The following is a 26685-nucleotide window of genomic DNA, read 5'->3' as shown; positions in this document are numbered from 1 at the left end:
CGGGTGTCCTCCATACCGTTGTCTGTGTCATCGAGTGAAGACCGTCGCCCCATCGATCACGGTCACGGCCACCAGGTCGGCATCGAGTTGGTCGAGCGCCTCGCGCGGCGGCGCGGACAGCACGCAGACGTCCCCTGGTTGCCCAGGCGCGATGGTGCGTGGCCTGCTCGGCTGGGTGGCACTGCCCAGGAACAGCGTCAGAGCCGTTCGCGCATCGACACATTCGGCCTTGTTGAGGGCCCGGCCCGCGGGCGACCGTCGATGCACGGCGGCGCGCATCGCCGCCCACGGATCGCTGTCACCGAACGGCGCGTCGGTCGACAGGGCCACCGGCACTCCGGCGCGCAGTAGAGAAGCCAAGCGCCACAGCTGGTCTTGTTCGCTCGCAGGCACATCGGTACGGTACTGGTCGCCCCGTTCGGCGATGAAGTTCGGCTGGGTGACCACTGTGGCACCGAGGACCGCCAGATCCGCGATGCAGTCGGCGGGCACCATCGCCGCGTGTTCGATGCGGTCGCCGGGATGTCGGCCCGCAGCCTGCAGTGCGGCGATGGCGACGACGAGTTGCGCCGCGGTCACACAGTGCAGGGCGACCGGCACGCCGTCGGCGTGCTTCTCGCCGACCCACGCGGTGAGCGCGTCGAGGTCGAGGGCATCGTCGTGCAGAATCCGCTTGCCCGGAGCCAGCACGTGCACCCGCTGGCGCATTCCGATCGTGGCGTCGAGATCGGGCGTGGCATCGGTGACACCGGTGACGCCGTAGGCGGCCAGCCGCGCACTGAATTCGTCGAGTGTGGGCTGCGTGCGCTCGAGGGCGTCCGACCAGGTCCGGTCGGCGCTGCGCAGCCGACCGTCGGGGTGGTCGGCGAGCCCGAGCGCGGCCAGGCCGGCCGAGTTCAGCGTCCACATCACGCCGCTGCGGTGTTGCACCCGTACGGGTACGGGCGGTGTGAGCGTGTCGAGCAGGTCGCGGTCCAGCGGGCCGGCGACGGCGTCGTGGTAGCCGACGGCCCTGATCCAGCCGTCGGCACCGGGTACCGCCCGGGCCAGGGCCCGGGCCATGCCGTCTGCACCCCGTACGTCCTGCGGACCGACCCGTACCGAATTCAGCGCGGCCGCTGCGGAATACACGTGCAGGTGATGGTCGTGCAGACCGGGGATCACCGTGCCGAATCCTGCGTCGAGAACGTGCTCGCGCGGCCGGGGCCGCAGCCGCTCCGCCACCTGCTCGATCTGCTCGCCCAGCCGGATGTCGACAACCTTGCCGTCGAGTAGGCTCGCTCCCTGAATCAGCATGGTGGAGTTGCTCTTTGGGTCACGAGCTGGCGTGCTGCGGCGTTGTCAGCGCCCAGCGCGGGGCCGACCGGGACCGCTGCGGGCGCCACGGCGGGAAGGACGTTGTCGTCGGTGGGCAGCCCGGCATACTCGGCAGCCACTGCCGCCATGGCGAATTCGATGAGCTCTCCGCCGCCGCGGCCGAGGGCGGCCACGACCGCCGCAGCGGCATGCAGGCCGGTGAGCGGATCCGCTATCGCGTCCGCGGCGAATACCGGTGTGCCGTCCCGGTATCCGACCAAACCACCCGATACCGCGGCGTCGTCGCCGAATGCCACCCAGCCGGCCTGGTCCCCACGCGTGCCGTGACCCGTGATGCGCAGCCACACTCGCCCCGGGCGCGGTGGCGCGGTGTGCGGCCCCAGGCCCCGACGCTCGAGGGCGGCAGGCCGGGACGCCTCGATGACCACGTCGGCAACGGCCAGCAACGCGGCAACGTCATCCGGTCTGTCGAAATCCACTGCATAGGAGAGCTTTCCGCTGTTCATCCAGTCGAAGAAGGCCGGCTCCCCGCCTCGGGTGCCATCAGGACGGGCCACGCTCTCGACCTTCACCACCGTGGCCCCGGCGCGCGCCAGCAGTTGGCCGCACAGCGGCCCGGCCCACATCGAGGACAGATCCGCGACGAGCACCTCCGATAGCGGCGTCGAGCGCGGTGGACCGAGCGTCGTCACCCGGGGCGGTGCCACCGCCGTCTCCCCGAGGACGGCGACCGGCAATCCGAGTAGTCGCGCCCGGCCGGCCACCGTGGCCCCCGGCGCCCCGGCGGCCCATGCCTCGATGGCGGGCCACGGGTCCTCGGCGACCGTATCGGCCTGCAACAGGGCGGGCACCATGGCGAGATCGTCGCCTCGTGACAGCGTCAACGCGCACCAGCCGTCGGCGGCCTCGAAGAGTCGTGTCGCTCCACCCGCCGAAATCCGGCCCCCGGGGGTGAAATCGAGCAGCGCGGCCCGGCCGGTGATCAATTCGGTCGCATCAACTCTGACGCCGGTCCGCGCGGTGAAGTCATCGGCCACCCGCTGGGCACGCGTCAGCACCGATGCCGAGACCGCGCATGCACCCACCCGGTCATTGTGTCGCAGACCGGCACCCGCTCAGGTGCTCGGTAGGTGCAGCTTGGTGAGTTCGACGAGATGGCGACCGACATCGTCGAGGGCATCGGTCTTTTGCGCCGCGATGGCCATGATGACCGCACCCTCGATGGAGGCAATCGTCATCGTCGCCAGCGACCGCGCCACGTCGGCATCGGTACCGGCACGGACCAGCCGCTGCGCCAAGATCGCGTGCCAGTCCTGGAAGGCTTCAGCGGCCGCATCGGCGGCTTGCGGTGCATCGCAGCGGCCGAGGACGGCCGCGACGATCGGGCAGCCACCTTCCATGTGTGTCTCGGCCAACTGCAGCTTCCATTGGTCGATGAACTCCTGCACGGCTTCGGCGGGTTCGCGCCCGTCATCGGCCGCCCGGATGAGGGCCGTGAGCGCCTGCCCGGCAACGCGGGTGGCCTCGGCGACGAGCTCCTCCTTGCCACCCGGGAAGTTCAGGTAGATCGACCGCCGCGAGACACCGCTGTCTTCGAGTAGCGCGTTGAGACCGGTTCCCGCGACGCCCCGGCGCCGCACCAACCCCGTCACGCTCTCGATCAACGTCTCTCGTACCGACATCACGCCTCCCTGCTAGACCGGTCAGTCTACCTGGTCGTGGGGGACCGGATCGGGAGACGGCGTGCTTGCACCCGTGATCGTTCGCGTTAGCGGGCGCAGCTCGTCCAATGCCACACGCCCTGCCGCAGTGACCAATGACCGGGGGCTTCGGAGAGGTCGGTGGCGAGCCGGACGTCCGGTGTGGACGGCACTGGGGTGGGTTCGCCGGTAACTGTCGCCAGCAGTCTCTGCCCCTGCCGAACGAGCTCGCGCTGGCGATCGCTGAGATTCGCGTGACCGAAACCGCCGAGCTTACGCATGATGTCCGCGAACCGGGTGTGAAGCTGCGCGCAGGTCATACCGAAGCGAGGCCAGCACTCCTCTTCGCTCGGCCCTCCGTATGGCGCCCAGCGCAATATGAATGTCACGATGTCCCAATCGAAGTCGTCGACTCTCACAACGTCTGCGGCGCATGGCCCCGGGTGCTTCGGAATCACGGCAAGTCGCTATCGAAGGCCCACAGGCGGTGCATCCGTTGATCCCGAAGCGGTCTTCGACAAGTTTCTCCTGCCGATCCGAGCAAAGATGTCGGGCCGTTTCGATCGGTAGAAGAGGCCGAGCGCGATCCCCATGAGGCCGCTGCCCCACACGGCAGCCTGAAGAATGACCGCGAATACGCCGGAGCCACCGGTCAGTGTCGAGAAGTTGACGATCCCCACGATCAGAAGAACGCTCATTGCCACCAGGGAGACGCCCGGGGCAACCACGGACACCCACAGGCTGACCGAATGCGATCCTCGCTGCCTCCAGAAGTAGACGATGACCGCGAGGCTGACAAGCGCGAAAAGCAAGAGATACCCGTACCCACCGGTGCCGCCGAGCTGGCCGTAGAGCAGCGCGGGATCGGTACCGGCGACCACGAAGGGCAGAACGCCGACGAGGAACAGGCCGCCCGCGGCGAACGCCGCGTTGTGCGGTGAGTTGTGTTTGGGATGGACGGCACCGAGCTGTCTCGGCAGGACCCGGTCGACGCCGAGTGAGTAGATGTAGCGCGCCAGGATGCTGTAGATCGAGACAGAAGCCGCAAAGATCGAGCTCAAGAGCAGCACGTTGGCGACGTCAACCAACCAGGTACCGACCGAAGCGCCCAGTGCTGTGGAAAACATGCTCACCGGATCGGACGTGGCCAGTTCGACGGCCTTGTCCGCGCCGAAATAAGAGATGATGGCCCACGACGCAATGCAGTAGAAGATGCCGACGAAAGCGACCACCAACAGGGTGGCCCGACCGATCGTACGGGCAGGGTTCTTGATCTCTTCACGAAAAGCCGCCGTGCCCTCGAAACCGTTGAAGAACAAGATCGCGAACAGCAGACCCAGCCCCCAGGATGCCCCGGTCAGCGAACCCCACGAAAACGGTTCGAGGGATACACCGCCCTTCTCAGCGACCCTGCCGCCGCCGAATATCGCCAGATCGAAGATCAGGACCACCACGACTTCGAGCGCCATCGCGACCAGCAGAACCTTCGCCGACACTTCGACCTGCAGGTAACCGAAGACACTCACGACGGCCAACAACACCAGCGTGTAGCAGTACCAACTGATATGGGGACCGTGGAGTTCGCCAGTGACGAAGTTCGATGCGGCAACGCCGAAGAAGATGAACGACGACAGCCCCAGGAGTACATAGACGATGATCGCGACGAAGCCCGCGCCGAGCCCCATCACACGTCCCAAACTCGCCGCGACGTAGGAGTAAAAGGCTCCGGGATTGGGCATGTGGTGCCCCATCGCCACGAAACCCAGCGAGAACAGCGTGACGAGCACCGCGGCCACAAGCATCATCGCCGGCGCGGCCGGACCACCGTAGGCGATCAGGATGACGAGCCACCCAGCCACCGTCACGAGCGGCGATACGAAAGCCATCACCAACGCGAAGAGGCGGAACGTGCCCATAGATCCGGTCAGGCCTACGGCCTTGTGCGTGGAGCCGGTTTCCGGCGACGCAACCGAGACGTCAGTTGCTTTTCGATTCATTTGCCCGCCTTAGCATTTGCCGGCACATCCAGGCGACATGCCGTGGGTCAGAAAATTCGATCGGATAGATGTCGTCCGCCGATTCCGCCTACGCGGTCGAGGGATAGCGGCGGTGTAGCTCCGCCACGGCCTCCTCTCCCAGGTACACCGGCGAGCGGCCCGCCAGGAGCAAGTACAGACGCGCGGTCTCCTCGATCTCCTCCACCGCGTCGACGGCGCTCTCGAGCGACTTCGCCGCGGCGAATGACCCATGGTTGCGCATCAACACCGAGCGGGAGTGCTTGGCCGCCCGCGAAACCAACTCTTCGAGCTCAGCGCTTCCCGGTGCCCCATAGTCGATCAGCGGCAACCGCCCGACGCGCATGACAAAGTACGGCGTGATGGGCGGTAGCGCATCGTCGCAACGCAAGCCCGGCAGGCACGACACGGCGACAGCGGAGGTCGAATGCAGGTGCGCCACCGCGGTACACGTGGGGTGGTGCCGGTAGAAAGCCCGATGCAACACGAGCTCTTTCGACGGGCGGTCGCCCGCGAGATGCTCCCCGTCGACGGACATCACGGCCAGCCGCTCAGGCTCGAGCCGGCCCAGGCATGCATTGGTCGGCGTGATCATGATCTGATCGTCCATCCGCACACTGAGATTCCCTGTCCGGCCCGGCGTCAGGCCCCGGTCGTAGAGGGCGGCACCCAGTCGCACCATCTGGGTGCGCGCTGCGTCGTCGAAACTCATGTCTGCGCCACCTGCAGTGCATCACGGAAGAACGACGGCCCACCGAAGTTTCCCGACTTGAAGGCGATGGCCAGTCCGCGGTCCTCGGCCACGAGCCACGGCACGCCGACACTGATGTCGGGACCGATCCGCGCTGACCGCAAGGAGAGCGCCTCGGCTACCGCGCCCGACGTCTCACCCCCGGCGACGATGAGCCGCCGGACGCCGGCCTTCTCAAGACCAATCCCTATGCGGCCCATGGCCACTTCGATTCTGCGCGACACCTGCGCCGGACTCAGTCCGGTCGCGCCCGCGCGGAGCCCGACAGCGTCGTGGTCGGTGGTGATCAGCAGTGGGCCGCTGGAGAGGCAGCGCTCGGCGAACTCGAGCGACCGGCGCACGGCGATGTCTCCGTCGACAAGCTCGACCACGCCGAGGGTCAGCGTCGGTCCATCGAACGCTCGTATCTGTTCGTGCGTCGCTTGCGAGAGGCTGCCGGCGAGGACGGCGCTCGGCCCGCGCGGCAGCACCGGCCGCTCCCGCTGCATGTGCGGGGCATGCCCCGCACGGGTACGCGCGGCCGCGGCGAACGCGGCACCGTATGCCGCACCGCCGGCGCAGAGTCGGTCGCCCGCCGTGGCCTGCGCGATCGTATCGAGGTCGGTGTCCCGGACGGCGTCCGCGATCACGTGGTGCGCGCCGGCGGCCTGGTCGGCAATACCCTCCAGACATGTGGTGACCGCTTCCGCGCCCGCATCGACCGCGGTGAATTCCACGAGTGCCACGTCTCGCGACGTCTGTCGTGCGAGGACGCGCGGCAGGTGCGGATCGCGCATCGGGTTGAGCGGATGGTCGCGCATCGTCGACTCGCTGAGCAACGTGTCGCCAACGAACAGATGTCCGAGGTAAACCGTCCGGCCGTTCGCCGGGTACGACGGGCAGTGCACGACACGGCGGGCACCCGTCACGTCGATGAGCGCGTCGGCGATCGGACCGATGTTCCCGCCGGGCGTCGAATCAAAGGTGCTGCAGTACTTGGAGAACAGCTGCTCGGCGCCGGTGGCGAGCAGCGCCTCGGCCGCCTCGATCGCGGCTGCGCGTGCCTCGGCTGCGGGGACACTACGGATCTTGAGAGCGACGACGATCGCGTCGCCGCCCTCGTCGCACACCGCGGAGCTGCCGAAGGCGAGACGCGTATCGAGCCCCCGTGCCGCGAGGGCACTGGCGAGATCCGTCGCACCGGTGATGTCGTCGGCGATGAAGCCGACCGGTGCGCAGCGGCGATCACGCGTCATGTGAGGTTCAAACCGCCGTCGACGAGAAGGTCGACGCCCGTGGTGTACGACGAATCATCCGAGGCGAGAAACGCGATCGTCTTGGCGATCTCGGCCGGCCGCGCCATGCGCCGCATCGGGATCTTCGCGACGTCGTTCGCGACCCGGTCGGGCTCGGTCTTTTCTGCGTACTCGACTTGCGGTGTCCGGACGTAACCCGGCGACACCGAATTCACCCGAATGCCATGCCGGCCAAGGTTCATGGCTGCGTTGCGGGTGATCCCCAGAACCGCGGCCTTCGTCGCGACGTAGGCGATGAAACCGTTCTCCGTGCCACCGCGGTGGGCCCAGGACGACGCGATGTTGATGATGGATCCCGAGCCCAGCTCCATCATTCCCGGGATGACCGCCTGCATGCCCAGCAGAATTCCGGTCTGGTTGATCGCGACGACACGGTTCCATTCGTCGATGCTGACGTCGGCGACCGCGGCAGGCGAGCTGATGCCCGCGTTGTTGACGAGCACGTTGATCGGTCCCCAGGCGGGGTCGACACCGGCAACGACTGACGCCCAGTCTTTTTCGGATGCGACATCGAGGTGCCGGTAGACGACCTCGAGGCCCTCGGCGTCCAACTGCTCCGCCAGTGCCTCACCCTGATCGTCGAGGACGTCCGTGGCGATCACCCGGGCGCCCTGACGGGCCAGCAGGTCCGCGTGCGCCGCGCCCTGTCCCTGCGCTGCGCCGGTGACCAGCGCAACCTTGCCTTCCAGCCGATTAACCATGCCGCTGAGCTTCCCGGCCGCGCCGGCGACGCGCCACTGTATATGGACATGAACCGCCGACGGCGCGTTAGCCCGAAATCTAAGGGCTTGTACGCATCGACAGCCAATGGCGGGTTGTTTGAGGTCGGCACCAATTGTGCAGACGTGTCTGCTCACCGACGTTGGGAGGGTATCGCCCAACAAACGACAAGGAATCGACCGAAGCCATGGAACTTGGACTCTTCAGCCCGCCGTACGCACAGGAGTACGTCGCGGGCCGACGCACACTGCAGGAAGTGATCGAGTGGGATCTCCAGATCGCCAGGTGGGCCGACGAATACGGGCTGGCCGAACTTTTCTTCGCCGAACACCACACGATCGGTCACGAGCCGAACCCGGCTCCCGACCTGATGATCGCCGCCGCCGGGCGCGAGACGCAGCGGCTGCGTCTCGGCGCTGCAGCCCATCTGCTGCCTTACCACAACCCCATCGCGCTGGCGAGCCGGCTCATGTATCTGGACCACATGACGGGCGGCCGCTACATCGCTGGTTTCGCGCCCGGCTCGTTCCCTACCGACGGGCAGCTGTTCGGCGTCGGGCAGGGCAACGCGAAGATGATGGACGAGGCCATCGACATCATCGAAGCCATGTGGACGCGACAGGGGCCGTTCCGCATCGAGGGTGAGTTCTGGACCGTCGACATGCCTGCGCACACCTCGCAATGGAATGGACCGCACCTCAAGCCTTTTCAGCGACCGCGGCCCGAGGTCGTGATGACCGGGGTGCAGCCGACATCGCCCACCTTCGCCGACGCCGCACGGCGGGGCTTCTCCCCCATGAGCCAGCAGGTCGGCATGGCCGCCCTGCGCCAGCAGTGGGAGACATACGCGACGACGGCGATCGAGGCCGGCCACACGCCGGACCGGGCCAACTGGCGCGTCATGCGCGACGTCTTCGTCGCCGGAACCGACGAGGAGGCACGCCGGCTCTTTCTCTCGGGACCCGCCGGCCGCACATGGGACGAGCTGGTACTCCCGACATTCCGCGTCGTGCGCGATCGCGGGGGCAAGCCGTATGCACTCGGCGAGCTGCTCCTCGACCCCGGCATGACCATCGATGAGCTGACACTCGACTGGATGGTCGACCACTTCTTCATCGTCGGCTCCCCCGACACGGTGGTCGAGAAGATCACGCGCTTCAACGAAGACCTCGGCGGCGTCGGAGCCCTGCTGTCGTTCACTTTCGACTTCAGCCGGGACCCCGAGCCTTATCGGCGCCACCTTGAGCTTCTGGGGCGCGAGGTCGGCCCGCAGATCGCCACGCTCGGCCCTCGTGTCGCCACGCTGTCCATCCCCGCGGTCACCGGCGCGTGACCGGCACGATCCCGGTTATCGTCTACGACGCCGAACCCGAGACACTGGAGCTGACCGTCCTCGGCCCCCGTACGCCCGCACTCGCCGGTGCGCCGGTCGAGTCGGTCCACGTGTTACACCGGAATTCCGTTGGGCGCAGCGGCATCTGGGAGTGCACGCCCGGGAGTTTCGACTCCGCACGCACGGGAGATACCGAGTTGATGCACTTCATCGCCGGGGCAGGCACCATCACCACGGCCGACGGTACGGTCCACGAGATCCGCCCCGGCGTCGTGCTCGTCGCCCCGGACGGCTGGCGTGGTACCTGGGTCATCCGCGAGACCGTGCGCAAGGTGTACACGATCTGGACCACGTCTCCCGAATAGCGTTCCCGCACAACATAAAGGGCGGCATCCGCATCCGGATGCCGCCCTTTGGCGCTTGCCGCTCAGTCGGTCACCGGGACCGGCGCCTCCTCGTAGTACCGCACCGTCTTGAACTTCCCGCTCTCGATCTCGACGAGAATCACGCCCTGCAGGGTGAATCGGTCACCGGCCGTGTCCTTCAGCCGGGCCCGGAACTCGAAGGCCGCCGACGAGTCACCGTTGGTCCACTCGCCCAGGACGTCGATCGCGAGTTCGGGATACGACCGGTAGAAGTCCTCGGTCAGCCGGCGGATGGCGTCGTGGCCCTGTTGCGGCGGCCGGCCGTAGGCGTAGAACGTCGCGTCGGGGAGGAAGTGGTCCAGCAGGCCGTCGAGGTCGTGGCGGCACTCGGCGTCCCACGCGGATTCTTGAAGTGCGCGTGCAGAACTCATGGTTCTCCTATCGTGTTGGGAACTCGTTGTCAGTTCTCAGTGCTGCGCCAGGATCGCCGAGAGTCGTGTCGCGGCGGTGGCGCCGGTCGCGACCGCGCCTTCCATCCACCCCCGGAAGGCGTGGGCGATGTCGGATCCGGCGAACACCAGGCGGCCCTCTGTGGCTTCCAGAGCGGAGGCGTATTTGGACAGCAGGCCCGCAGGGGCTGCGCACCATGTTCCCTTGGCGTAGGGGTCGGCGAGCCAGTCGTGACCGTCGACCTTCACGACGCCCGCTTCCGGTACGTAGCGACGAAAAGCGGCCTCCATGTCGTGGCGGTCGAGGATGTCCAGCGGGCGCTCCTGCGTTGAGAAGCCGACGACGAGATCGCCGCCCAGGCCGGTCTTCTCGGCCGGGAAATCGGTGAAGAAGACGTCGATCGGCTCGTCGTGCGCGCCCACGCCGAGAAGTTTCGGAGGCAAGCCCGTGACCAGCGCCCACAGCTTCTTGGCCGCCCCGGTCTGGCCGATCGCCGCACCGGCAGTCTTCTCGGGCGACAGTGGCGGCGTGAAGGTGATGTCGGGCAGGCAGTTGAGCGGCAAGGCGATCACCGCGGCGCGGGCGCGCAGCACCTCGCCACCCTGGGTACGCGCTTCGACATGCTCGGCCGACTGCGTCACCGTGACCACCGGCGTCGACAGTCGCAGCTGCGCCCCGGAGTCGTCCAGTATCCGCTGCAGGAGGTCGATCGTCCCCGCGGCGAAGCGGTGTGTAGGCGTATGCCCAAGCGCCAGAACGTCGTTGCCGAGATTCGGGATCCACGACATCAGGTGCAGAGCCGAGATCTGCGACTCGTGGCAGCCCGTGTTCTCGCGGATCCACGCACCCATGAGCTCGCGCAGCGTCGCGGACAGCCCGAAGCCATCGAGGTAGGTGTCGAGTGGGACGTCGAGGTCGGCGACATCCTGCTGATCCAATGGCAGCGCCGAGTCGATTCGCCGTACCTGCGCGGTGACCTCCCGGACCACCTCCGCGAGGGCGAGCTCGTCATCGCTGCTGATCGGGCAGGCCGCGTGGCTGCGAACGCCGTCGAGCAGGGAAACGTGATGCTCGGGGTGCGGACTCTGGGCGAGCGGTACGCCGTAGCGCTTCACCTCCGCCATGAGGGCGGAGTTGCCTTCCGGGTCGACCCAGTTGCCGCCCAGCTCGATACAGAAACCGGTGTCGGCGAAGGGCCGGTACCAGGCACGGCCGCCGATGCGGTCCCGCGCTTCCACGATCAGCACCCGTTTGCCGTCCTGCGCGAGATCGCGCGCGGCCGTCAGCCCAGCGAATCCCGCGCCGATCACCAAGGCGTCGTACATCTCGTCATTCATCTGTGAATCCCTCTAGCTCTCTGCTCGGCGATCCGCATGGGCGCCGTTGTCAAACACGGTCAGACTCGGTCCAGGTCCACCGGCAGGTGCAGCGGCGCCCCGCGAACGCCGGGATCGCACGCGGTCACCACCAGCGTGCCCAACGACGCGAGTGCCAGGACATCGAGTTCGGCCCCGGCGAACGCGAGGTTCGTCGGCGTCGGCGCATACACACCCGACCAGTCGTCGACGACGACGTCGAGCGTGCCGCCCGGGGCGAGGCGGTACACGCGGTTGGGCTGCCAGCAGCCGATCCACAGACCGCCCTCGGCGTCGAATGCGATGCCGTCCGGTACGACCCGGTCGAGAACGACGACCGGCTCCGGCTCGCCGCCGCACAGCGGGATCCGCACGATCCGTGGCCACGTCGATTCGACGATGTACAGCCAATCCCCCTGTACCGCAAGGCCGTTCGCAAAATACAGGCCACCGAGGACCCGCTCGGTGGTGCCGTCGGGGTCGATCCGCACGATTGACCCGCTTGCTCGACCCCAGTCCCCGGAGTCGGACACCCACAGCCGGCCGGCGCCGTCGAAGGCCGGGTAATTCGGGTAACCGATGGCGGCGCCGTACTGCCGGACGCTGCCGTCGGGCGCGATCTTCTGGACGCATCCGTTGCCGACATCGCAGATGTACACGGCGCCCGCGCCGTCGAGGGCCAGTCCGAGCATCGAACCGCCCGGCACCGTGCACACCGTCTCGAATGCCCCGCCCTGCAACCCGAACCGGTACAACTGGCCGCCCTCACCGCCTGCGTAGAGCAGCTGCTCGCTCGGGGACCAACACACGCCCTCGGGGTGTTGTAAGCCCTCGACCACGGTGCGCAGGCCAGGGCCGGTGACCGATGCGGGAACGCCGGTGGTGATATGGGGCTGGGTCACGCGGAGACCTCGACAACAGCCGCCGCCCGCCGCCAGTGGGCGAATGCGATGACCTGGTCGACGAGCAAGCCGAGTTGCGGCGCGGCGGCCACGATCGGATCCGCGTCGCCGCGCGTGGTCGAGTTGATCGTGACGCCAAGCGGTGTCGGCCAGCCGCGCAGCGCATGCACGGTCGAGCGCAACGCCGCGAGCGTTGTCGCCGTCGCCTGCCAGCCGGCCGCACACACGATGCAACCGATCGCACGGCCGTCGAGGTACGGCCGCTCGTCGGCACGCAGCTCCTCCAGGTGGTCGAGCGCGTTCTTGATGAGCCCCGACGGCCCACCGTGGAAGCCCGGGCTGGCGACGATCACCCCGTCGGCACGGCGGGCGAGATCCAGCATGCGCTCGGCCTTCGACCCGAGCACGCCGCGCTCCGGTGCGTACGCCGGGAACTCCAGATCATCGGCCAAGAGGATGTCGGTCTGGGCGCCGGCGTCCTCGGCGAGTTGTAGTGCGGCACGCAGCGCCCGCTCTGACGACGATCCCGGACGGGTCGTGCCGCCGATACCGAGAATGCGAGGGATCCATTCAACTTCCACGTCAATCATGCTGGTGGACTCCTGTGATCTCCGCCATTAGCGCGCCGCACCAACCTGAGTCGGCTGCTTATCGCTCGGTATAGGCACATTCGGCGAGCCTCTCCATCGCCGGCCGCGGGCTGGACAGCACGGGGGTACCGCCGCCGGGCCGCGCAGCGGCGACCCGCGCCATCGAGGCCTGGGCGAGCACGACCACATCGACCTCGGCGGCCAAGCGGTCGAGCTCCTCGGCGACTATCGCGTCGTGCCGCGCGCCGTCACCGCGCCCCAGCGCGGCGAATGCACCGTCACAGAGCCGTGAGACGACGGTGATCGCTCGGCCGGCGTCACGTGCGGCGGCCGCTACGAGCTCGGTGGTCGGCGCGAGTGTCGTGGTCAGGGTGGCGAGTACGCCGACACGAGCCCCGAGCGCGACTGCGCGCTCGGCCATGGCGCGGTCGACCCGGTGCACGGGAATGTCTGTCTCCGAGGCGATCTCGTCGACCACCGCGCCCACCGATGAACAGGTCACCAGTACCGCGTCGACGCCGAAGTCGGCGAGTGCGGCGACATGACCGCGCAGCCGTTCGCGCGTCACATCGTCGACCTCACCGTCGCGGATCGTTCGCTTGAGCAGGAGTTCGTCGGCGACGACGGTGGTCTGCACACCGGGGAGCAATTCGGCAGCGAGGTCGGCAAAGGTGGGCGCGAGCTGGGAGACGGTGTGGACGATACCGAGCTTTTGCATGAGAACCCTTCTCGTTCAGTAGCATTCGGCCAGCAGGCCGCCGTCGACGACGAGCGCTTCACCCGTGACAAAACTCGCGTCATCGGAGGCGAGGAAGAGCACAGCCCGGGCAACCTCACGAGGCTGGCCGATCCTGCCGAGCGGATATTCGCCTTCGGCCTGAGCGCGCAGCGCGGCCGGATCCTCGGCCGCGGCGAAGTACGCCTCGACCATTTCTGTCTGCATATCCCCGGGCAATACGGTGTTGCACCGGATCTTGTCGCGGCCGTACTTCACCGCCGCCGATTTCGTCAGGGCAAGCACACCGCCTTTCGCCGCGCCGTACGCGGCGAGCATGGGGTCGCCGGCCACCGCAAGGACCGACGAGATGTTGACGATGGCACCGCCGCCCGTGCCCTGCATGACGCGGATCGCGTGCTTGCAGCCGAAGAACGGGCCTTTCAAGTTGACCGCGAGGATGCGGTCGAGCTGCTCCTCGGTGGTGTCGGCCAGTGCCTGTTCGACCTGGATCGCGGCGTTGTTGACCATGACATCGAGCCGGCCGAAACGCTGCACCGCGTCGTCGACGAGGGCCTCGACCTGCGCCTCCTTCGATACGTCGGTGTGGCGATAGACGCCGATGCCGTCCATCACCGCCGCACCCGCCTCGTCGTTGACATCGCAGCCGAGGACCTGCGCACCCTCAGCTGCGAACTCCCGCGCCAGCGCGCTCCCGAGACCAGACGCGACCCCGGTGACGATCACGCTGCGTCCTTCGAATGACGTGCTCATAGCTGTTCCCTCGTCTTGTCGTCAGTGGCCATCCGGGGCAGCCTGTCACCCCGACTCGATGCTGCCCACTGTGTGCGGATATGACCCGCACACTGGCGGTCATATGCCCGGATAGGGACCCGGCGCGGCAGCTACGTGGCTTGGGACAGCGCAAGTGCCCGCAGCGCGAACCAGAGCTCGCTGACGTCGCCGGTAGACCGCATCGAGCGGCCGGTCAGCTCCTGAATGCGGGCGATCCGGTAGTTGACGGTTTGTGTGTGGATGAAGAGCATCTCGCTGGCACGGCTCGGCGAACGATCGCATTCGAGATACGCCTGAAGCGTCTTGATCAGATCGGTGCCCTGCTCGCGGTCGTACTCGATGACCGCGCCGAGCACGCGGTCGGCCGCGAGCTTGGACTCCGCGAGTGTGCGCGGCAGGAAGGACGGACTGCTGTCACCGTAGAGAGCCAGCGCCGACCCATCCGGACTGACGGTCTCCAGCGCCCACCTGGCTTGGCGAACGGCATCGCCGAGGTTGGCCGGCCCGACGAACGGGTCACTGAGCCCGGCCCGCCACCGTTCCAGCATCGTGCGTTCCTCGAAGTCCGCCTGCGGGACGTCGACCGCCCGCACCACTGCGATGGCGATCTGGCCGATCTCACCGAGCAGGAACGGGATTCCGCGGATCAGCCATCGGCGCGCCAGCCTCTCGATCGCGTCGGGTCGGCCGTCGACGGCCAGCGCACGCAGGTCACCCTGCAGGCGACGCTCGCGGAAGAGCGCGGTCAAAACTGCCGGCTCGAGCCGGGCGTTGAGCGTGTCGTTCAGCAAACCAGCTCCCGACCGGCGAGAGCGCTCCACCGCCGCATCGACGCGACCGATCTCCAGCGCGCACGCCGCAGCGATCTGCTGCAGGACTGCGAGCCGGGGTCTCACATCTCCCTCGGGGAAGGCGATGAGACAGGCCGAACGCTCGCCGACGATCGGCATGGTCAGGGCGCTCCGGTCTCCGACGGTCAGGTTCATCACGAACGGCGCGCGACCCGACGAGCGGCGCAGCTCGGCGTCGTAGGCGTCCTTCCACGCGCGGTCGGGGGTTTCGCTGCCGCGGATCAGCGATTCCCACATCTCCGGGTCGACGACGTGCAGCCGGCAGCTCACCACCCTGCTGAGGCGGCCTACGAACTCGGTGCCCGCGAGCGTCTCGCGCAGGCTCGCCATCACTTCGCCGTTGACCCGGGCGATCTGGATGAAGGACTGATCCTCGCCCCTGGCGTTGGCGGCGGCCACGAACCGCACGTACTGCGCGAAGCCGACCGCGTGTGCGCCGTGGATCACGGGGAAGCCGAGATGGTCTGCGGTGGTGAGCATTTCGTCGGACAGGTGAGGACAGCGGTCGTCCTCACCGATGACGATTCCGCTCAAGCCCGCGTCGAACATGTTCTGCACGAACCGCACCTGCGCCGACGGCTCCTGCGGGACGATGTAGCCACAGGTCAGCACGAGGTCGCCCGGATCCAGCCAGTTCCACGGGTCGAATGCGTCCGTCACGTGTGCCCACGACACCCGGCGGTCGAGCCCCGCCTCACCTGCGAGCAGCGTCGCCTGGAGAAGCCTCAGCTCGACGATGTCACGGACGCTGACACTGCCGGGTCCGCTCGGACGCGCTGTCATGTCGCGTCCGAGACCGTCAGCGGCACTGGTCACTGCTGGAATATATCGCCCGCCGGCACCGCCGACCTTATTTCAGGACATGAACCTCGGCCGGTGAACTGTATTGGCACACAGTTGGCGCAGCGCTCTCGTCCGACTGCCACCTGCCGGACATTGCAGTAGACCGATCGGTGTACTACCGTCGCGGAGGTATCCCCGGCACTTCCCCCAGGAGACCTACATGCCCGACCTTCACGACCCGCTCCCGCTTGCCAGCGGCCAGGTGCTGCGCAACCGGCTGATGAAGTCGGCTCTCAGCGAGGGCCTCGGCACACCCGACCACGGGCCGGACCAGAGGCTGGTCGAGCTCTTCCGGCGCTGGGGCACCGGCGGCTTCGGCCTGGTGATCACCGGGAACGTGATGGTCGACCGCGACCACCTGGGCGAGCCGGGCAATGTCGTCGTCGAGGACGACCGCCACCTCGACGGGCTGTCCCGCTGGGCCAAGGCCACCAAGGACGGCGGCGGACTGGTCTGGATGCAGGTGAACCACCCTGGGCGACAAGCCAATCCGCTGGCCACGCGGTCGCAGCCGGTGGCGCCGTCAGCCGTCCGCATGAGCGTGCCCGGATGGCAGGCACCCCGTGCGCTGACCGACGATGAGATCGAGGCCACGATCGACCGGTACGCGCACACCGCCGCGATCGCGGATGCGGCCGGTTTCGACGGCGTCCAGATCCACGGTGCGCACGGATATCTCGTCGCGCAATTCCTGTCGCCCCGCACCAATCAGCGCACAGATCGCTGGGGTGGGGACCCGGAGCGCCGCATGCGATTCGCACTCGAAGTGGTGCGACGGACCCGCGCAGCGGTCAGTCCCGGTTTCTCCGTGGCCATCAAGTTGAACTCCGCGGACTTCCAGCGGGGCGGATTCACCGAAGAGGAGTCCCGCGCCGTCATCGCCGCGCTGGCCGCCGAAGACCTCGATCTGATCGAAATCAGCGGCGGCACATACGAATCGCCTGCGATGGAAGGCCGGCCCGTCATACAGTCCGCATCCACCGCGGCGCGCGAGGCGTACTTCGTCGAATACGCCCGAGCCGCCCGGGAGTTCGCGGGTAGCGTGCCGCTGGCGGTGACCGGCGGCTTCCGGACGCGAGCGGCGATGAGCGAGGCCGTCAGCTCAGGAGCCTGCGACGTGGTCGGGCTGGGCAGGCCGACCACCGTCAACCCGGCCGCTGCCGACAGCCTGCTGGTGGCACATCAGACACACCTCCACGTGCCCGACATCGCACCGGCCCTGCCTGCCCGAATCACGAATACCGCGCGCGCCAAGACTTTCCTCAGCGCACTCGAGCTGCAATGGCATGGGACCCAGTTGCACCGGCTTGCCGCGGGCGGTGAGCCCGACCCCACGATCGGCCCGCTCGCGACCGCCGTTGCGCTGCTCAAGAACAACGGAGTCAACGCCTTTCGCGCCCGGAGGAACTCATGACCGACAAGACGCTGAACAAGTTCCGTCGCGAGCGAGCGCTGGGACGCCATCTTCTGAACCCGGCCGTTACGGCGCTGTCGCGACTGGGGTTGCGCACCGCATTGGCGTCGGAGTTGGAGACCATCGGCCGCAAGACCGGTCAGCTGCGCAGGGTGCCAGTCTCGGCGCAGTTCGACGCGACCGGCGCGTGGGTGATCTGCCAGCACGGAACGCGTTCCGGCTGGGGTAGCAACATCACGTCGAACCCGAATGTCCGCCTGCGACAAGGACACCGGTGGCGTACGGGTGTCGCCCAGTTCCGTCCGGACGACGATGTCGTGGCGCGGGGCCGCAAGTTCGGCGTGATCGGGGCGCGGGTGGCCAAGGCCCTGGAGACCACGCCGGTCTCGGTGCGCATCGACTTCACCGACTGACGACCTCGTCGACCAGCCCCCAGTCCAGCGCCGTCGCGGCGTCGATGCTGCGCCCGGTGAGCACCAGATACGCAGTGCGCCATCGGCCGATGCGTCGCGTGATGCTCACGGTGCCGCCCGCGCCGGGAATGAGTCCCAGCGCCAACTCCGGTAGGCCCAGCGTGGCCTGGGGGTGTGCACTGACCCACCCGCAGAACGCCGCCATCTCCAGACCGCTGCCCAGCACCTGACCGTGCACGTCCGCCCGGCAGTGGCGGCCCAGGCGTCCGGTCAATTCGTCGAGCACCAGCGCCGGGCTGTGCCGCGTGCGGGCCAGATGCGCGGTGGCAGGGTCGTCGAACGACCCGAATTCCGCGAGATCGCCTCCGCTGCAGAAGGATCGGCCGTTGCCGCTGAGCACCACCGCATCGACCGACAGGTCGAGCCGGGCCACCTCCAACGCCTCCAGCAGCGCCGCCCGCGCGTCGGTGGAGAAGGCGTTGTGGCGCTGCGGACGGTTGAACCGGATATGCAGCGTGTTGCCGTCACGCTCGGCTTGCACCGGATCGGGCAGCAGAGGCACCGTCGCCGGACCGCGCTCGGCCAGCCAGCGCGCGAATTCCGGCCCGGACTGCAGCGTCGAATAAGCCAGGGATTCGGTGATCAGCCCGCCGAACGCAGGTGCCGCGACGTCGACAGAGCGCAGCACGTCGTCGCACACCGCCGCCGCCAGCGGCCAGCGTTCGCACCGCTCGGCGAGCACCCGCAGGGTCTGCTCGACCGAATCCACCGTCACCGCACGGCGGTCCGCGGTCGCGGCCTCGGTGAGGGTGAACGCCGCGGTGTCACTGGGCTTTTCGACGGCGACGCGGATCCCGCCCGGCAGTTCGATCACATCATGAATACTTCTCGATCAGTCCCTGCTTGTACAGCTTGCCCGTATCGGTGCGGGGCAACTGAGTCTCGAACGAGATCGACCGCGGGCACTTGTAATGCGAGAGCCGGCCGCGCAACCAGGACAGCAGTTCGTCGGCGAACTCCGGTGTGGCATCGGCAGGATCGACGGTTTGCACCACGCCCTTGACTGCTTGCCCCATCTCGTCGTCGGGGACGCCGAACACCGCGGCGTCCATCACCTTGGGGTGGACCACCAGCATGTTCTCGGCTTCCTGGGGGTAGATGTTCACCCCACCGGAGATGATCATGTGATGCCGGCGGTCGGTGAGGTACAGGTAGCCGTCCTCGTCGAGATATCCGATGTCCCCCACGGTTTTCCAGCCATGCGCGTCGCGTGAGGACGCGGTCTTCTCCGAATCGTTGAGGTATTCGAAATCCGCACCGCCCTCGAAGAAGATCTCGCCGGGCTGGCCCACGGGCTGCTCGTTGCCGTTCTCGTCGAGGATGTGCACTGTGCCCGTCATCGCCCGGCCGACCGAACCGGGGTGCGCCAGCCATTCATCGGCGGTGATCAGGGTCGCGCCGATGGCTTCCGATGAGGCGTAGTACTCGTCGACGATCGGTCCCCACCAGTCGATCATCTGTTTCTTGATCTCCACCGGACACGGCGCCGCGGCGTGCATGACCCGCTGCAGGCTCGACACGTCGTACGAATCACGCACGCTCTGAGGCAGTTTCAGCAGCCGGGTGAACATCACGGGGACGAACTGGCCGTGCGTCACCTTGTGCCGTCGAATCGCGTCGAGCGTGCCCTCGGCGTCGAACTTCTCGAGCACCACGGTGGTGATGCCGGCGGCCTGCGCCTGCATCGACCACACCGACGGCGCGGTGTGATAAAGCGGCGCGGGGCTCAGGTACACCGAATCCGGCGTCATCCAGAATCCGACCAGCCCGGCCATCAGGCCCGGCACCGCTGTCGGCGGGAGATGCGGGAGTTCGCGTTTGATACCCTTCGGCCTACCGGTGGTGCCCGACGAATACTGCAGCAGATCTCCCTCGATCTCGTCATCGATGGGGGTACCGGGTTGGTCCGCAACGCATTCCGGATAGGACTGCCAGCCGTCCAACTCGCCGTCGGCAATGAGCAGGATGTCCGGCAGGCCGTTGGGCAGATCCTTGTCCAGGCCACTCAGGACGTCCTTGAGGGCACCGGAGCCCACGATGGCCTTGGCGCCGCTGTTGTCGACGATGTAGGCGGCCTCGGCTGCCGTGAGATGGGTGTTGATCGGCACGTAGTACAGGCCGGACCGGCGGGCTGCCCACATGACGGCGTGCATGTGCTGGTTGTTCTCCATCAGGATCGCAACCACGTCACCCTCGACCAGTCCGCGCTGACGGAAGTAGTGCGCCAGCCGGTTGGCGCGCGCCTCCAGTTCGTCGAACGTGACGACGGTGCCCGACGGGTGGAGGATGATCGCCGGCTTATTGGTCCCGACGTGCTCGCGGATCTGCATGAGGCACTGTAACCGGCACCACTTGACAGGTGTCAAGTGGTGCCGGTTGTCGCTATCGCGCCAGCGCCGGCTCGTCAGCTGTGTCGTCGGCGACCTCGGCCGAGCGGAACGGCGCGCGCAGCGTGACCGCCACATGGCGACGATTGACCACGAACCCGATCAGCGCCAGTACCGCGTACACGCCGCACAGCACCAGCCGGCCGTCGGTCGAGGTGATCGGGAATTGCACGACGAACAGTGCAAGCAGCGCCAGCGCGGTGTAGCGGTGGAACCGCAGCGCCAGGATCAGTGCGATACCCATCATCGTCTGGGTGGCCGTCAGCAGGACCTCTTCCACCTGCCGCCCGTCGAGCACCAGCGCGGTGCCGCCCCCGCCGGCGATGTAGGCGATGGGCAGCGAGCCCATCAGCAACGTCCACTGGTTGACCTTCGACGAGATCAGGGTGGCGATGGCCGCGGTGCCGTTGCCGCGGCTGGCGAAGATGATCGCGATGATGAACTCGGGGGCCTCCGAGGCCAGCGGCGCGAGCCACTGGACCAGCAGGAACTGGTCGATGCCGAGCTGGGTGCCCGCGCCGATCAGGCTCTCGGCGAACGGTTCCGCGCACATCAGGATCACGCCGCCCGCGATGACGAACAGCGCCATAACGCTCGAGCGGCGAGCCCGCACCGACAGCGCGCCGAGCGCGGCCGCGGTGCCGATGAGATCCGGCTCCTCGACCTCGCCGCGGCTCATCTTGTAGAGGTAGAAGCCGAACCAGGCCAGCAGCGCGACGCCGAGGACGAGGTGGATCTGCCCGGTCACCGGGATCACGAAGGCGACGACACCGGCGATCAGCAGGAATCCCAACTCGACGCGGTTACCCGGATCGAGCGCCATCGATCCGGCCTTTCGACCCGACATCTTGCGAGCCACCCACAGGCCCACCAAGACCACGACCGGCCAGCCGACACCCATCAGCAGCCGGTTGGACCCCGTCATGTTGGCGGCGGCGAACTGCACATAGTCCGGGTTGTGGCCTGCGGTGTAGGCGTAATAGAGGTCCACGGCGTACTCGGGCAGCACGGCGATGAGCGCCAGCACCGCGATGGCCAGGCCTCCGGAGACGTCGATCTGCGCGGCCTCGGCTGCCCATGCCAGCAGGAAGCTCGCGGCGACCACGGCCGCGCCGTAGATCACGAGAGCGACGACGGGGTTGGGATGCAGCCCGACGATCCTGACGACCAGGGCAGGCGCGATGAACAGGGCTGTGGTGATCAGCGACCGGGCGAGGGTTCGTCCGTGCGTGCGGGTCACGTGAAGTCCTTAGTCTTCGGGCGGCCCGTGGCCTCATCGACGGCACGACGAAACCTCGGACCGACACGGTCATGTCGGCCGAAGGTCTCGCTCGCCGGATATCGCTTCCAGTGGATGACCGGGCGACTTCGCCGCCAGCATGTCGACCATCCGCATCGCGCCGGCCAGGCCGACGGTCAGGAACTACTCCCCTTCGCTGCGAGGAAGGCTACCCTTTGCCCACCGACCCAGCAACGTAGCGCATCTATGAATATTCGCGTCCTGGCATCGCAAATTTGCTGGTCAGAATCCTGAAGAATAGTTTTCGTGCGGCCAAACTATCGAGTGTGGCAATCCTGATGTGTGGATCCTGGGACTCAACCGGCGCCGACGTGGCGCAACAGCTGCACCGGGCCGACGACAGGGGTGGCCCGCGACGCGCGCAGCCGCGCCGGGAGATGCGGGCTGACGAGGAAGCTGCCGGACGCTTCAGCGGTTGCCGGCGCGGCCACCGCGCGCGTAACGCCAGGGCGGGGATTCGGCCGGAAAGCCGCCACTGCGTTACGCACGTGACGGCGGGCCCGGCAATGCAAACGCGCACCCTCGTGAGGTCACGAGGGTGCGCGAAATGCTGAGATATTGCGGCGTGTCTACGGGCAGACACGCACGCTCGCGGTGCTAGGTGCCTAGGTGGCCCGCTGGGCCTAGGCGTCCTCGGCGAGACGGTGCTTGAGCGCGTCGAACTCGTCCTTGAGCCCGGTCGGCAGCTTCTCGCCCACGAACTCGAACCACTCCTCGATCTGCGGCAGTTCGGCCCGCCACTCCTCGGGATTGACGGCCAGCGCCTCATCGACGTCGGCGGGGTCCACGTCAAGGCCGCTCAGGTCCAGGTCGGAGGCTGTCGGCACGATGCCGATCGGGGTGCTCTTGCCGTCTGCCTGGTGCTCGATGCGCTCGATGGCCCACTTGAGCACGCGGCTGTTCTCGCCAAAGCCCGGCCACAGGAAGCGGCCGTCCTCGCCACGGCGGAACCAGTTGACGAAGAACACGGCGGGCATCTTCGACTCGTCGGCGTTCTTGCCGATGTTGATCCAGTGCTGGAAGTAGTCGCCGACGTTGTAGCCCAGGAACGGCAGCATGGCCATGGGGTCGCGGCGTACCGTGCCGACCTTGCCCTCAGCGGCGGCGGTCTGCTCGGAGCCCAGCGTGGCGCCGATGAACACACCGTGCTGCCAGTCGCGGGCCTGCGTGATCAGGGGCACCGTGGTCTTACGGCGCCCGCCGAACAGGATGGCCGAGATCGGCACGCCCTGCGGGTCGTCCCATTCCGGCGCAAGCGTCGGGCACTGCGAGATCGGGGTGCAGTAACGCGAGTTCGGGTGCGCCGCCTTTTCCTCCGACTCGCGGTACCAGTCGTGGCCCTTCCAGTCGATGAGGTGATCGGGATCGCCTTCCAGACCCTCCCACCAGACCTCGTTGTCGTCGGTCTTGGCGACGTTGGTGAAGACGGTGTTGCCTGCCTCGATGGTCTTCATCGCGTTCGGGTTCGACGACCAGTTGGTGCCGGGCGCGACACCGAAGAAGCCGAACTCGGGGTTGACGGCGTAGAGGCGGCCGTCCTTGCCGAACCGCATCCACGCGATGTCGTCACCGACGGTCTCGGCGCGCCAGCCAGGGATGGTCGGCTGCAGCATCGCGAGGTTGGTCTTGCCGCACGCCGACGGGAACGCCGCGGCGATGAAGTAGGCCTTGTTCTCCGGGGAGATCAGCTTGAGGATCAGCATGTGCTCGGCGAGCCAGCCCTCGTCGTGGGCCATGGCCGAGGCGATGCGCAGTGAGTAGCACTTCTTGCCCAGCAGCGCGTTGCCGCCGTAGCCCGAGCCGTAGCTCCAGATCTCCCGCGTCTCGGGGAAGTGGGTGATGTATTTGGTGTCGTTGCACGGCCACGGCACATCGTCCTGACCGGGCTCCAGCGGTGCGCCGAGCGAGTGCAGCGCCTTGACGAAGAAGCGGTCGTCGCCGAGCTTGTCCAGCGCGGCCTGGCCCATCCGGGTCATGGTGCGCATGGAGACGACGACGTACTCCGAGTCGGTGATCTCCACACCCAGCTTCGGATCCTCGGCATCCAGCGGGCCCATGCAGAACGGCACCACCCACATGGTGCGGCCGCGCATCGACCCCCGGTACAGCTCGGTCATGATGCCGCGCATCTCGGCCGGGTCCATCCAGTTGTTGGTCGGCCCGGCGTCGATCTCACGCTCGGAACAGATGAAGGTCCGGGACTCGACGCGGGCCACGTCGGAGGGATCCGACAAGGCGAGGTAGGAGTTGGGCAGCTTCTTCTCGTTGAGCTTCTGGAAGGTGCCGGCTTCGACCAGGTGGGCGGCGAGTCGGTTGAACTCCTCCTCGGACCCGTCTGCGAACGCCACTCGGTCGGGCTGCGTCAGTTCGGCCACCTCACGGACCCAGGCCAGTAGGCCCTCATGCTTGGTCGGTGCGGTGTCCAAACCCGGAATGGTCGCTGCGGGCATCAAAGTCTCCTGCGTGAGTTTGTTCGGAGCGCGTACCACGTAAATAACGCGGTCGGGGGGTCCTTTGGCTATGAGGTTAACGCGGGTGACATACCCATTGTGGACGACTGCAATGTCCGATTACTCACAAGAACGATTCAGTTGACGGGTTACTCCGCAGTAGCCCCTGAGCTGCCATAAAGATCGGCCCGGACGGCGTCGAGCGCCCGCTGTAAGGGAGGTATCCGGCGATCCCGCTGAGCGGCCGCCCGTGCCGTCGCGATGGCGTGCTCGCGCAATTCGGCGTCGATTTCGGCGATTTGTCGGGCGGTGGTCTGTGCTTCGGTTTCCTCCACCGTGGCCGATTCGGTGGTCAACGCCGTCTCCGCGGCCAGCACCCGGGTGGCAACGAATTCTTCGAGCGTCGACCGCAGCGATGCGGTGGTGTCGGCGACCCAGCGGTCGAGCACCGCACGGTCCCGCAGCAGCCCGCGGACGCCGACCACCCAGACGGTCAACAGCAGCCCCACCACGGCCCCGACCACCAGACCGGCCACGGCCAGCTGCGGCGCCGCCCCGACCAGCATGCGGCTCACCGCGAACGCCACACCCAGACCGAAGCCGACACCCAGCACAGCCATCAGCCGGGTCTCGGTGCTGCGCGATCGTAGCGACGGCGACTCGATGACCGGCTGCGGCGGTTGCCCGGCCGACGCCGGGGCCGTCAGACCGAACTCCGCCGCCACGTCGCCGAGATGTTGGGTGACACCGTCGTCGACCTCACCGACCACATCGTCGGCACGGCGGTGCACGTACTGCTCGAACGCGTCCATCCGCCGCCGGCTCAGCCCGGCGATGTCTTCCTGCAATTCGGTGCGCACCGAATTGCAGCGATTGCGCGCGAAGTAACCCAGCTGCACCCGGGCCTGCTGGAGCTGACTGCGCAGCGCGATGCTGCGTTCGGTTCTGGCCAGCCTGCGACTGCGCGCGATGTCGTCGCGACGCTGGCGCAGCGCCTCCACCCTGGCCTTGCGGTCCGCTCCCGCGCCGTCGGCCTCATATCTGCCGATCACGGCATCCAGCCTGGCCTCCCAGGCCCGCAGCCGGTTGCGCCGCCGCACCTCGGGTTCGGCCAGCCGAACGGTCAGCAGCTCGACAAGCTCGTCGAGTTGCGGCTCGCCCAGGTCCGGCGCCGCCGCCACCCCAACCCACGGCATGTGGGCATACCGGGCGGATCGCTGCGAGAGGATCGCGGCGTCGGCATCCCGGATCTCCCGCCAACCGCGGTGAGCGTCGATCTTCGACACCACGCCGATCACCAGATCGGTGTAGGTGGACGCCAAATCGACCAGGGCACAATCGGATTCGGTCAGCGGTGCGGCTGCCGAAACGACGAACACGACGGCCGCCGGCGCCTCACCGGCCACCAGCTCGGTCGATTCGACGAACGGCTGCTGCGGCATGCGGTCCCGCAGCGCCGCCAACACACTGGTGGCGCCGGCCAGCCACGGCCCGGTGACCAGGACGACGTCACGGGGTTCGACGCCGGGTGAGTTCAGTCCCGGATCGATCGCTGCGACGACGGCATCGGCCGCAGCGACCGGATCCTGATCGGGATCGGTCATCGGGCGCCCAACAGCCGCAGCGAGCCGCGGACGATGTCCGCGCTGCAGCTGCGGTGCAGCGCGTCCACAGGTCCCCGACCGTAATTGCGCCAATGCCTGGCCCGCCGCACATGCGCATCGGGATGCGTACCGGGATCGACCACCAGACCATGCGCCTGCACGACATCGACGGCCGCGGCCATCACCGCGACCACGGTGTCGTCGGCCGCCAAAAAACGACCGACCTCGTCACCGCCCAGCGCCCGCAACTCGGCCAGTGCACCGCGCACCCGCTGATAACGCACCGGCGCGGACACCTCGTGCAACGCGGCGAGGACGTCCTCGACGCCGCTGCGCCGGCGCAGCAGACCGGGCAACTCGTCCGCGTCGGCGCCGCGGCTCAGCGCCAGGCTGGCGTGCGCGACACCGAAGCGGTCGAGGGCGGCCAGCAGCTGGGCCCGCACCGCGCGCGGCACAGGGTGCGCGCCGGCAACGAACGCGTCGGCCGAGGTCAGAACCGCCGGTTGCGCCGCAAGCGTCCGCAGCGCCGAGACCAACTCGGCGGGCAGGGTCACCGCCGCCAACAACGCCACCATGGGCACCACGGGGAACCCGGTCAAGGCACGCAGCTCGGCGGTCCGGCGCTGCGCGGTGGCCATCGGACCGCCGGGACCCGAACCGGCCAGGTCGGCCTTGTTGAACACGATCAACACCGGGGTCCCGGCTCGGCGCAGCTCCGCCAACACCGCCAGGTCCTCGGGCTTGCACACCTCGGCGATCACCAGGACCACGACCTGGCCGGCGTCGGACACCACCACACCCGCGGCCGCCAATGCGTCGGCGACGGTCGCGGCACCGACGCCGGGGCGGCCCCGCACCGCAATACGCACCGGGGCCGATACCCGCGCGCTTATCTGCGCCAACCGTGAACCACCAGCACGGTCAGCGAAACACGCGAGTTCATCTGCGAAAATGTGGCGGCCTTCCTGCGACATCCGGACCCGATCCGGTCCCCACTGGAAATCGTGGCATGTCCCGGGCAGGCTCACGAACGGCCGTTTGACCCTGACAGTTCAAGGCA

Annotated in this window: 25 protein-coding genes; 4 read left to right on the top strand and 21 right to left on the bottom strand. The window is 67.7% G+C overall.

Translation table 11 applies throughout. The annotated features are described in order from the left end of the window. Window positions 1-27 precede the first annotated feature (27 nt). The 7 genes from RMCB_RS28600 to RMCB_RS28565 form a co-directional block, all read right to left on the bottom strand. Entirely contained in the window at window positions 28-1296 is a 1269-nt protein-coding gene (locus RMCB_RS28600) for an amidohydrolase family protein (RefSeq protein ID WP_062831442.1), read from the bottom strand. Beyond that, complete coding sequence (locus RMCB_RS28595; protein ID WP_062831441.1) at window positions 1290-2402, bottom strand: CoA transferase; 1113 nt, start codon at window positions 2400-2402, stop codon at window positions 1290-1292. The genes RMCB_RS28600 and RMCB_RS28595 overlap by 7 nt, the downstream gene beginning before the upstream one ends. A 30-nt stretch (window positions 2403-2432) precedes the next feature. After that, window positions 2433-2999 (bottom strand): TetR/AcrR family transcriptional regulator, encoded by a 567-nt coding sequence (locus tag RMCB_RS28590; RefSeq protein WP_062831440.1) that lies wholly within the window; start codon window positions 2997-2999, stop codon window positions 2433-2435. Window positions 3000-3484: 485 nt separating this feature from the next. Next, entirely contained in the window at window positions 3485-4933 is a 1449-nt protein-coding gene (locus tag RMCB_RS28580) for an APC family permease (RefSeq protein WP_062831438.1), read from the bottom strand. Between the two features lie 169 nt (window positions 4934-5102). Then, window positions 5103-5744, bottom strand: coding sequence for a 3-oxo-tetronate 4-phosphate decarboxylase (otnC, locus tag RMCB_RS28575; protein WP_062831437.1), 642 nt, complete (start codon window positions 5742-5744; stop codon window positions 5103-5105). Then, the gene (gene otnK, locus RMCB_RS28570; RefSeq protein WP_062831436.1) at window positions 5741-7018 is read right to left on the bottom strand and encodes a 3-oxo-tetronate kinase; all 1278 of its coding nucleotides are present in this window, start codon (window positions 7016-7018) and stop codon (window positions 5741-5743) included. Before otnK ends, otnC begins: the two co-directional genes overlap by 4 nt. Beyond that, entirely contained in the window at window positions 7015-7779 is a 765-nt protein-coding gene (locus RMCB_RS28565) for an SDR family NAD(P)-dependent oxidoreductase (protein WP_062831435.1), read from the bottom strand. The genes otnK and RMCB_RS28565 overlap by 4 nt, the downstream gene beginning before the upstream one ends. A 206-nt stretch (window positions 7780-7985) precedes the next feature. Here RMCB_RS28565 and RMCB_RS28560 point away from each other — a divergent pair, with 206 nt between their 5' ends. Together RMCB_RS28560 and RMCB_RS28555 are read left to right on the top strand one after the other, a co-directional pair. After that, the gene (locus RMCB_RS28560) at window positions 7986-9131 is read left to right on the top strand and encodes an LLM class flavin-dependent oxidoreductase (RefSeq protein ID WP_062831434.1); all 1146 of its coding nucleotides are present in this window, start codon (window positions 7986-7988) and stop codon (window positions 9129-9131) included. Next, the gene (locus tag RMCB_RS28555; protein WP_201028363.1) at window positions 9128-9496 is read left to right on the top strand and encodes a cupin domain-containing protein; all 369 of its coding nucleotides are present in this window, start codon (window positions 9128-9130) and stop codon (window positions 9494-9496) included. The genes RMCB_RS28560 and RMCB_RS28555 overlap by 4 nt, the downstream gene beginning before the upstream one ends. 62 nt (window positions 9497-9558) lie before the next feature. Here the strand turns inward: RMCB_RS28555 and RMCB_RS28550 are convergent, their stop codons facing one another. From RMCB_RS28550 to RMCB_RS28520, 7 genes are all read right to left on the bottom strand, one after another. Continuing rightward, window positions 9559-9927 (bottom strand): nuclear transport factor 2 family protein, encoded by a 369-nt coding sequence (locus RMCB_RS28550; RefSeq protein WP_062831433.1) that lies wholly within the window; start codon window positions 9925-9927, stop codon window positions 9559-9561. A gap of 36 nt (window positions 9928-9963) precedes the next feature. Then, window positions 9964-11283: a flavin monoamine oxidase family protein gene (locus tag RMCB_RS28545; protein WP_062831432.1), complete on the bottom strand. Its 1320-nt coding sequence runs from the start codon at window positions 11281-11283 to the stop codon at window positions 9964-9966. Window positions 11284-11342: 59 nt separating this feature from the next. Then, the gene (locus RMCB_RS28540) at window positions 11343-12203 is read right to left on the bottom strand and encodes an SMP-30/gluconolactonase/LRE family protein (protein ID WP_062831431.1); all 861 of its coding nucleotides are present in this window, start codon (window positions 12201-12203) and stop codon (window positions 11343-11345) included. Then, a complete protein-coding gene (locus tag RMCB_RS28535) occupies window positions 12200-12793 on the bottom strand; it encodes an NADPH-dependent FMN reductase (protein ID WP_201028362.1) in 594 nt (197 codons plus the stop codon). Before RMCB_RS28535 ends, RMCB_RS28540 begins: the two co-directional genes overlap by 4 nt. A 58-nt stretch (window positions 12794-12851) precedes the next feature. Next, a complete protein-coding gene (locus RMCB_RS28530; RefSeq protein WP_062831430.1) occupies window positions 12852-13511 on the bottom strand; it encodes an aspartate/glutamate racemase family protein in 660 nt (219 codons plus the stop codon). Window positions 13512-13526: 15 nt separating this feature from the next. Beyond that, window positions 13527-14282, bottom strand: coding sequence for an SDR family NAD(P)-dependent oxidoreductase (locus tag RMCB_RS28525; RefSeq protein ID WP_062831429.1), 756 nt, complete (start codon window positions 14280-14282; stop codon window positions 13527-13529). A gap of 131 nt (window positions 14283-14413) precedes the next feature. Then, window positions 14414-15970 carry a PucR family transcriptional regulator gene (locus RMCB_RS28520; RefSeq protein WP_062831428.1) on the bottom strand — a complete coding sequence of 519 codons (1557 nt, stop codon included), beginning with the start codon at window positions 15968-15970 and terminating at the stop codon, window positions 14414-14416. Window positions 15971-16157: 187 nt separating this feature from the next. On the opposite strand from RMCB_RS28520, the gene RMCB_RS28515 reads away from it, so the two are divergent. Continuing rightward, window positions 16158-17411, top strand: coding sequence for an NADH:flavin oxidoreductase/NADH oxidase family protein (locus RMCB_RS28515; RefSeq protein WP_062831427.1), 1254 nt, complete (start codon window positions 16158-16160; stop codon window positions 17409-17411). After that, a complete protein-coding gene (locus tag RMCB_RS28510; protein WP_062831426.1) occupies window positions 17408-17824 on the top strand; it encodes a nitroreductase/quinone reductase family protein in 417 nt (138 codons plus the stop codon). Before RMCB_RS28515 ends, RMCB_RS28510 begins: the two co-directional genes overlap by 4 nt. On the opposite strand, the gene RMCB_RS28505 is transcribed toward RMCB_RS28510, so the two are convergent. From RMCB_RS28505 to RMCB_RS28480, 7 genes are all read right to left on the bottom strand, one after another. Then, entirely contained in the window at window positions 17814-18695 is an 882-nt protein-coding gene (locus RMCB_RS28505; protein WP_062831480.1) for an enoyl-CoA hydratase/isomerase family protein, read from the bottom strand. The two genes, RMCB_RS28510 and RMCB_RS28505, sit on opposite strands and share 11 nt — an antisense overlap. Window positions 18696-18699: 4 nt before the next feature. Further along, window positions 18700-20214 (bottom strand): fatty-acid--CoA ligase FadD4, encoded by a 1515-nt coding sequence (gene fadD4 / locus RMCB_RS28500; RefSeq protein ID WP_062831425.1) that lies wholly within the window; start codon window positions 20212-20214, stop codon window positions 18700-18702. 52 nt (window positions 20215-20266) lie between these two features. Next, entirely contained in the window at window positions 20267-21511 is a 1245-nt protein-coding gene (locus RMCB_RS28495; protein ID WP_062831424.1) for a calcium:cation antiporter family protein, read from the bottom strand. A gap of 356 nt (window positions 21512-21867) precedes the next feature. Next, window positions 21868-22002, bottom strand: a complete 135-nt coding sequence (locus RMCB_RS36870; protein ID WP_264028890.1) for a hypothetical protein — start codon at window positions 22000-22002, stop codon at window positions 21868-21870. Between the two features lie 192 nt (window positions 22003-22194). After that, complete coding sequence (locus RMCB_RS28490; protein WP_029373240.1) at window positions 22195-24021, bottom strand: phosphoenolpyruvate carboxykinase (GTP); 1827 nt, start codon at window positions 24019-24021, stop codon at window positions 22195-22197. Between the two features lie 149 nt (window positions 24022-24170). Then, the gene (locus tag RMCB_RS28485; RefSeq protein WP_062831423.1) at window positions 24171-25625 is read right to left on the bottom strand and encodes a hypothetical protein; all 1455 of its coding nucleotides are present in this window, start codon (window positions 25623-25625) and stop codon (window positions 24171-24173) included. Further along, a complete protein-coding gene (locus RMCB_RS28480) occupies window positions 25622-26527 on the bottom strand; it encodes a P-loop NTPase family protein (protein WP_062831479.1) in 906 nt (301 codons plus the stop codon). The genes RMCB_RS28485 and RMCB_RS28480 overlap by 4 nt, the downstream gene beginning before the upstream one ends. Between the last annotated feature and the right edge of the window lie 158 nt (window positions 26528-26685).

The organism is Mycolicibacterium brisbanense (assembly GCF_001570425.1).
Lineage (GTDB): Bacteria > Actinomycetota > Actinomycetes > Mycobacteriales > Mycobacteriaceae > Mycobacterium > Mycobacterium brisbanense.
Note: the sequence above shows the minus strand (reverse complement) of the source record. Positions and strands in the feature narration are given on the sequence as shown.

Bases quoted from the DNA above. Each gene is read 5' to 3' on its own strand.
- RMCB_RS28510 (WP_062831426.1), top strand. From the start codon at position 17,408: ATGACCGACAAGACGCTGAACAAGTTCCGTCGCGAGCGAGCGCTGGGA.
- RMCB_RS28490 (WP_029373240.1), bottom strand. From the start codon at position 24,021: ATGCCCGCAGCGACCATTCCGGGTTTGGACACCGCACCGACCAAGCAT.
- fadD4 (WP_062831425.1), bottom strand. From the start codon at position 20,214: ATGCAGATCCGCGAGCACGTCGGGACCAATAAGCCGGCGATCATCCTC.
- RMCB_RS28560 (WP_062831434.1), top strand. From the start codon at position 7,986: ATGGAACTTGGACTCTTCAGCCCGCCGTACGCACAGGAGTACGTCGCG.
- RMCB_RS28525 (WP_062831429.1), bottom strand. From the start codon at position 14,282: ATGAGCACGTCATTCGAAGGACGCAGCGTGATCGTCACCGGGGTCGCG.
- RMCB_RS28580 (WP_062831438.1), bottom strand. From the start codon at position 4,933: ATGGGCACGTTCCGCCTCTTCGCGTTGGTGATGGCTTTCGTATCGCCG.
- RMCB_RS28535 (WP_201028362.1), bottom strand. From the start codon at position 12,793: ATGATTGACGTGGAAGTTGAATGGATCCCTCGCATTCTCGGTATCGGC.
- RMCB_RS28590 (WP_062831440.1), bottom strand. From the start codon at position 2,999: ATGTCGGTACGAGAGACGTTGATCGAGAGCGTGACGGGGTTGGTGCGG.
- RMCB_RS28550 (WP_062831433.1), bottom strand. From the start codon at position 9,927: ATGAGTTCTGCACGCGCACTTCAAGAATCCGCGTGGGACGCCGAGTGC.
- RMCB_RS28530 (WP_062831430.1), bottom strand. From the start codon at position 13,511: ATGCAAAAGCTCGGTATCGTCCACACCGTCTCCCAGCTCGCGCCCACC.
- otnK (WP_062831436.1), bottom strand. From the start codon at position 7,018: ATGACGCGTGATCGCCGCTGCGCACCGGTCGGCTTCATCGCCGACGAC.
- RMCB_RS28545 (WP_062831432.1), bottom strand. From the start codon at position 11,283: ATGAATGACGAGATGTACGACGCCTTGGTGATCGGCGCGGGATTCGCT.
- RMCB_RS28485 (WP_062831423.1), bottom strand. From the start codon at position 25,625: ATGACCGATCCCGATCAGGATCCGGTCGCTGCGGCCGATGCCGTCGTC.
- otnC (WP_062831437.1), bottom strand. From the start codon at position 5,744: ATGAGTTTCGACGACGCAGCGCGCACCCAGATGGTGCGACTGGGTGCC.
- RMCB_RS28515 (WP_062831427.1), top strand. From the start codon at position 16,158: ATGCCCGACCTTCACGACCCGCTCCCGCTTGCCAGCGGCCAGGTGCTG.
- RMCB_RS28565 (WP_062831435.1), bottom strand. From the start codon at position 7,779: ATGGTTAATCGGCTGGAAGGCAAGGTTGCGCTGGTCACCGGCGCAGCG.
- RMCB_RS28600 (WP_062831442.1), bottom strand. From the start codon at position 1,296: ATGCTGATTCAGGGAGCGAGCCTACTCGACGGCAAGGTTGTCGACATC.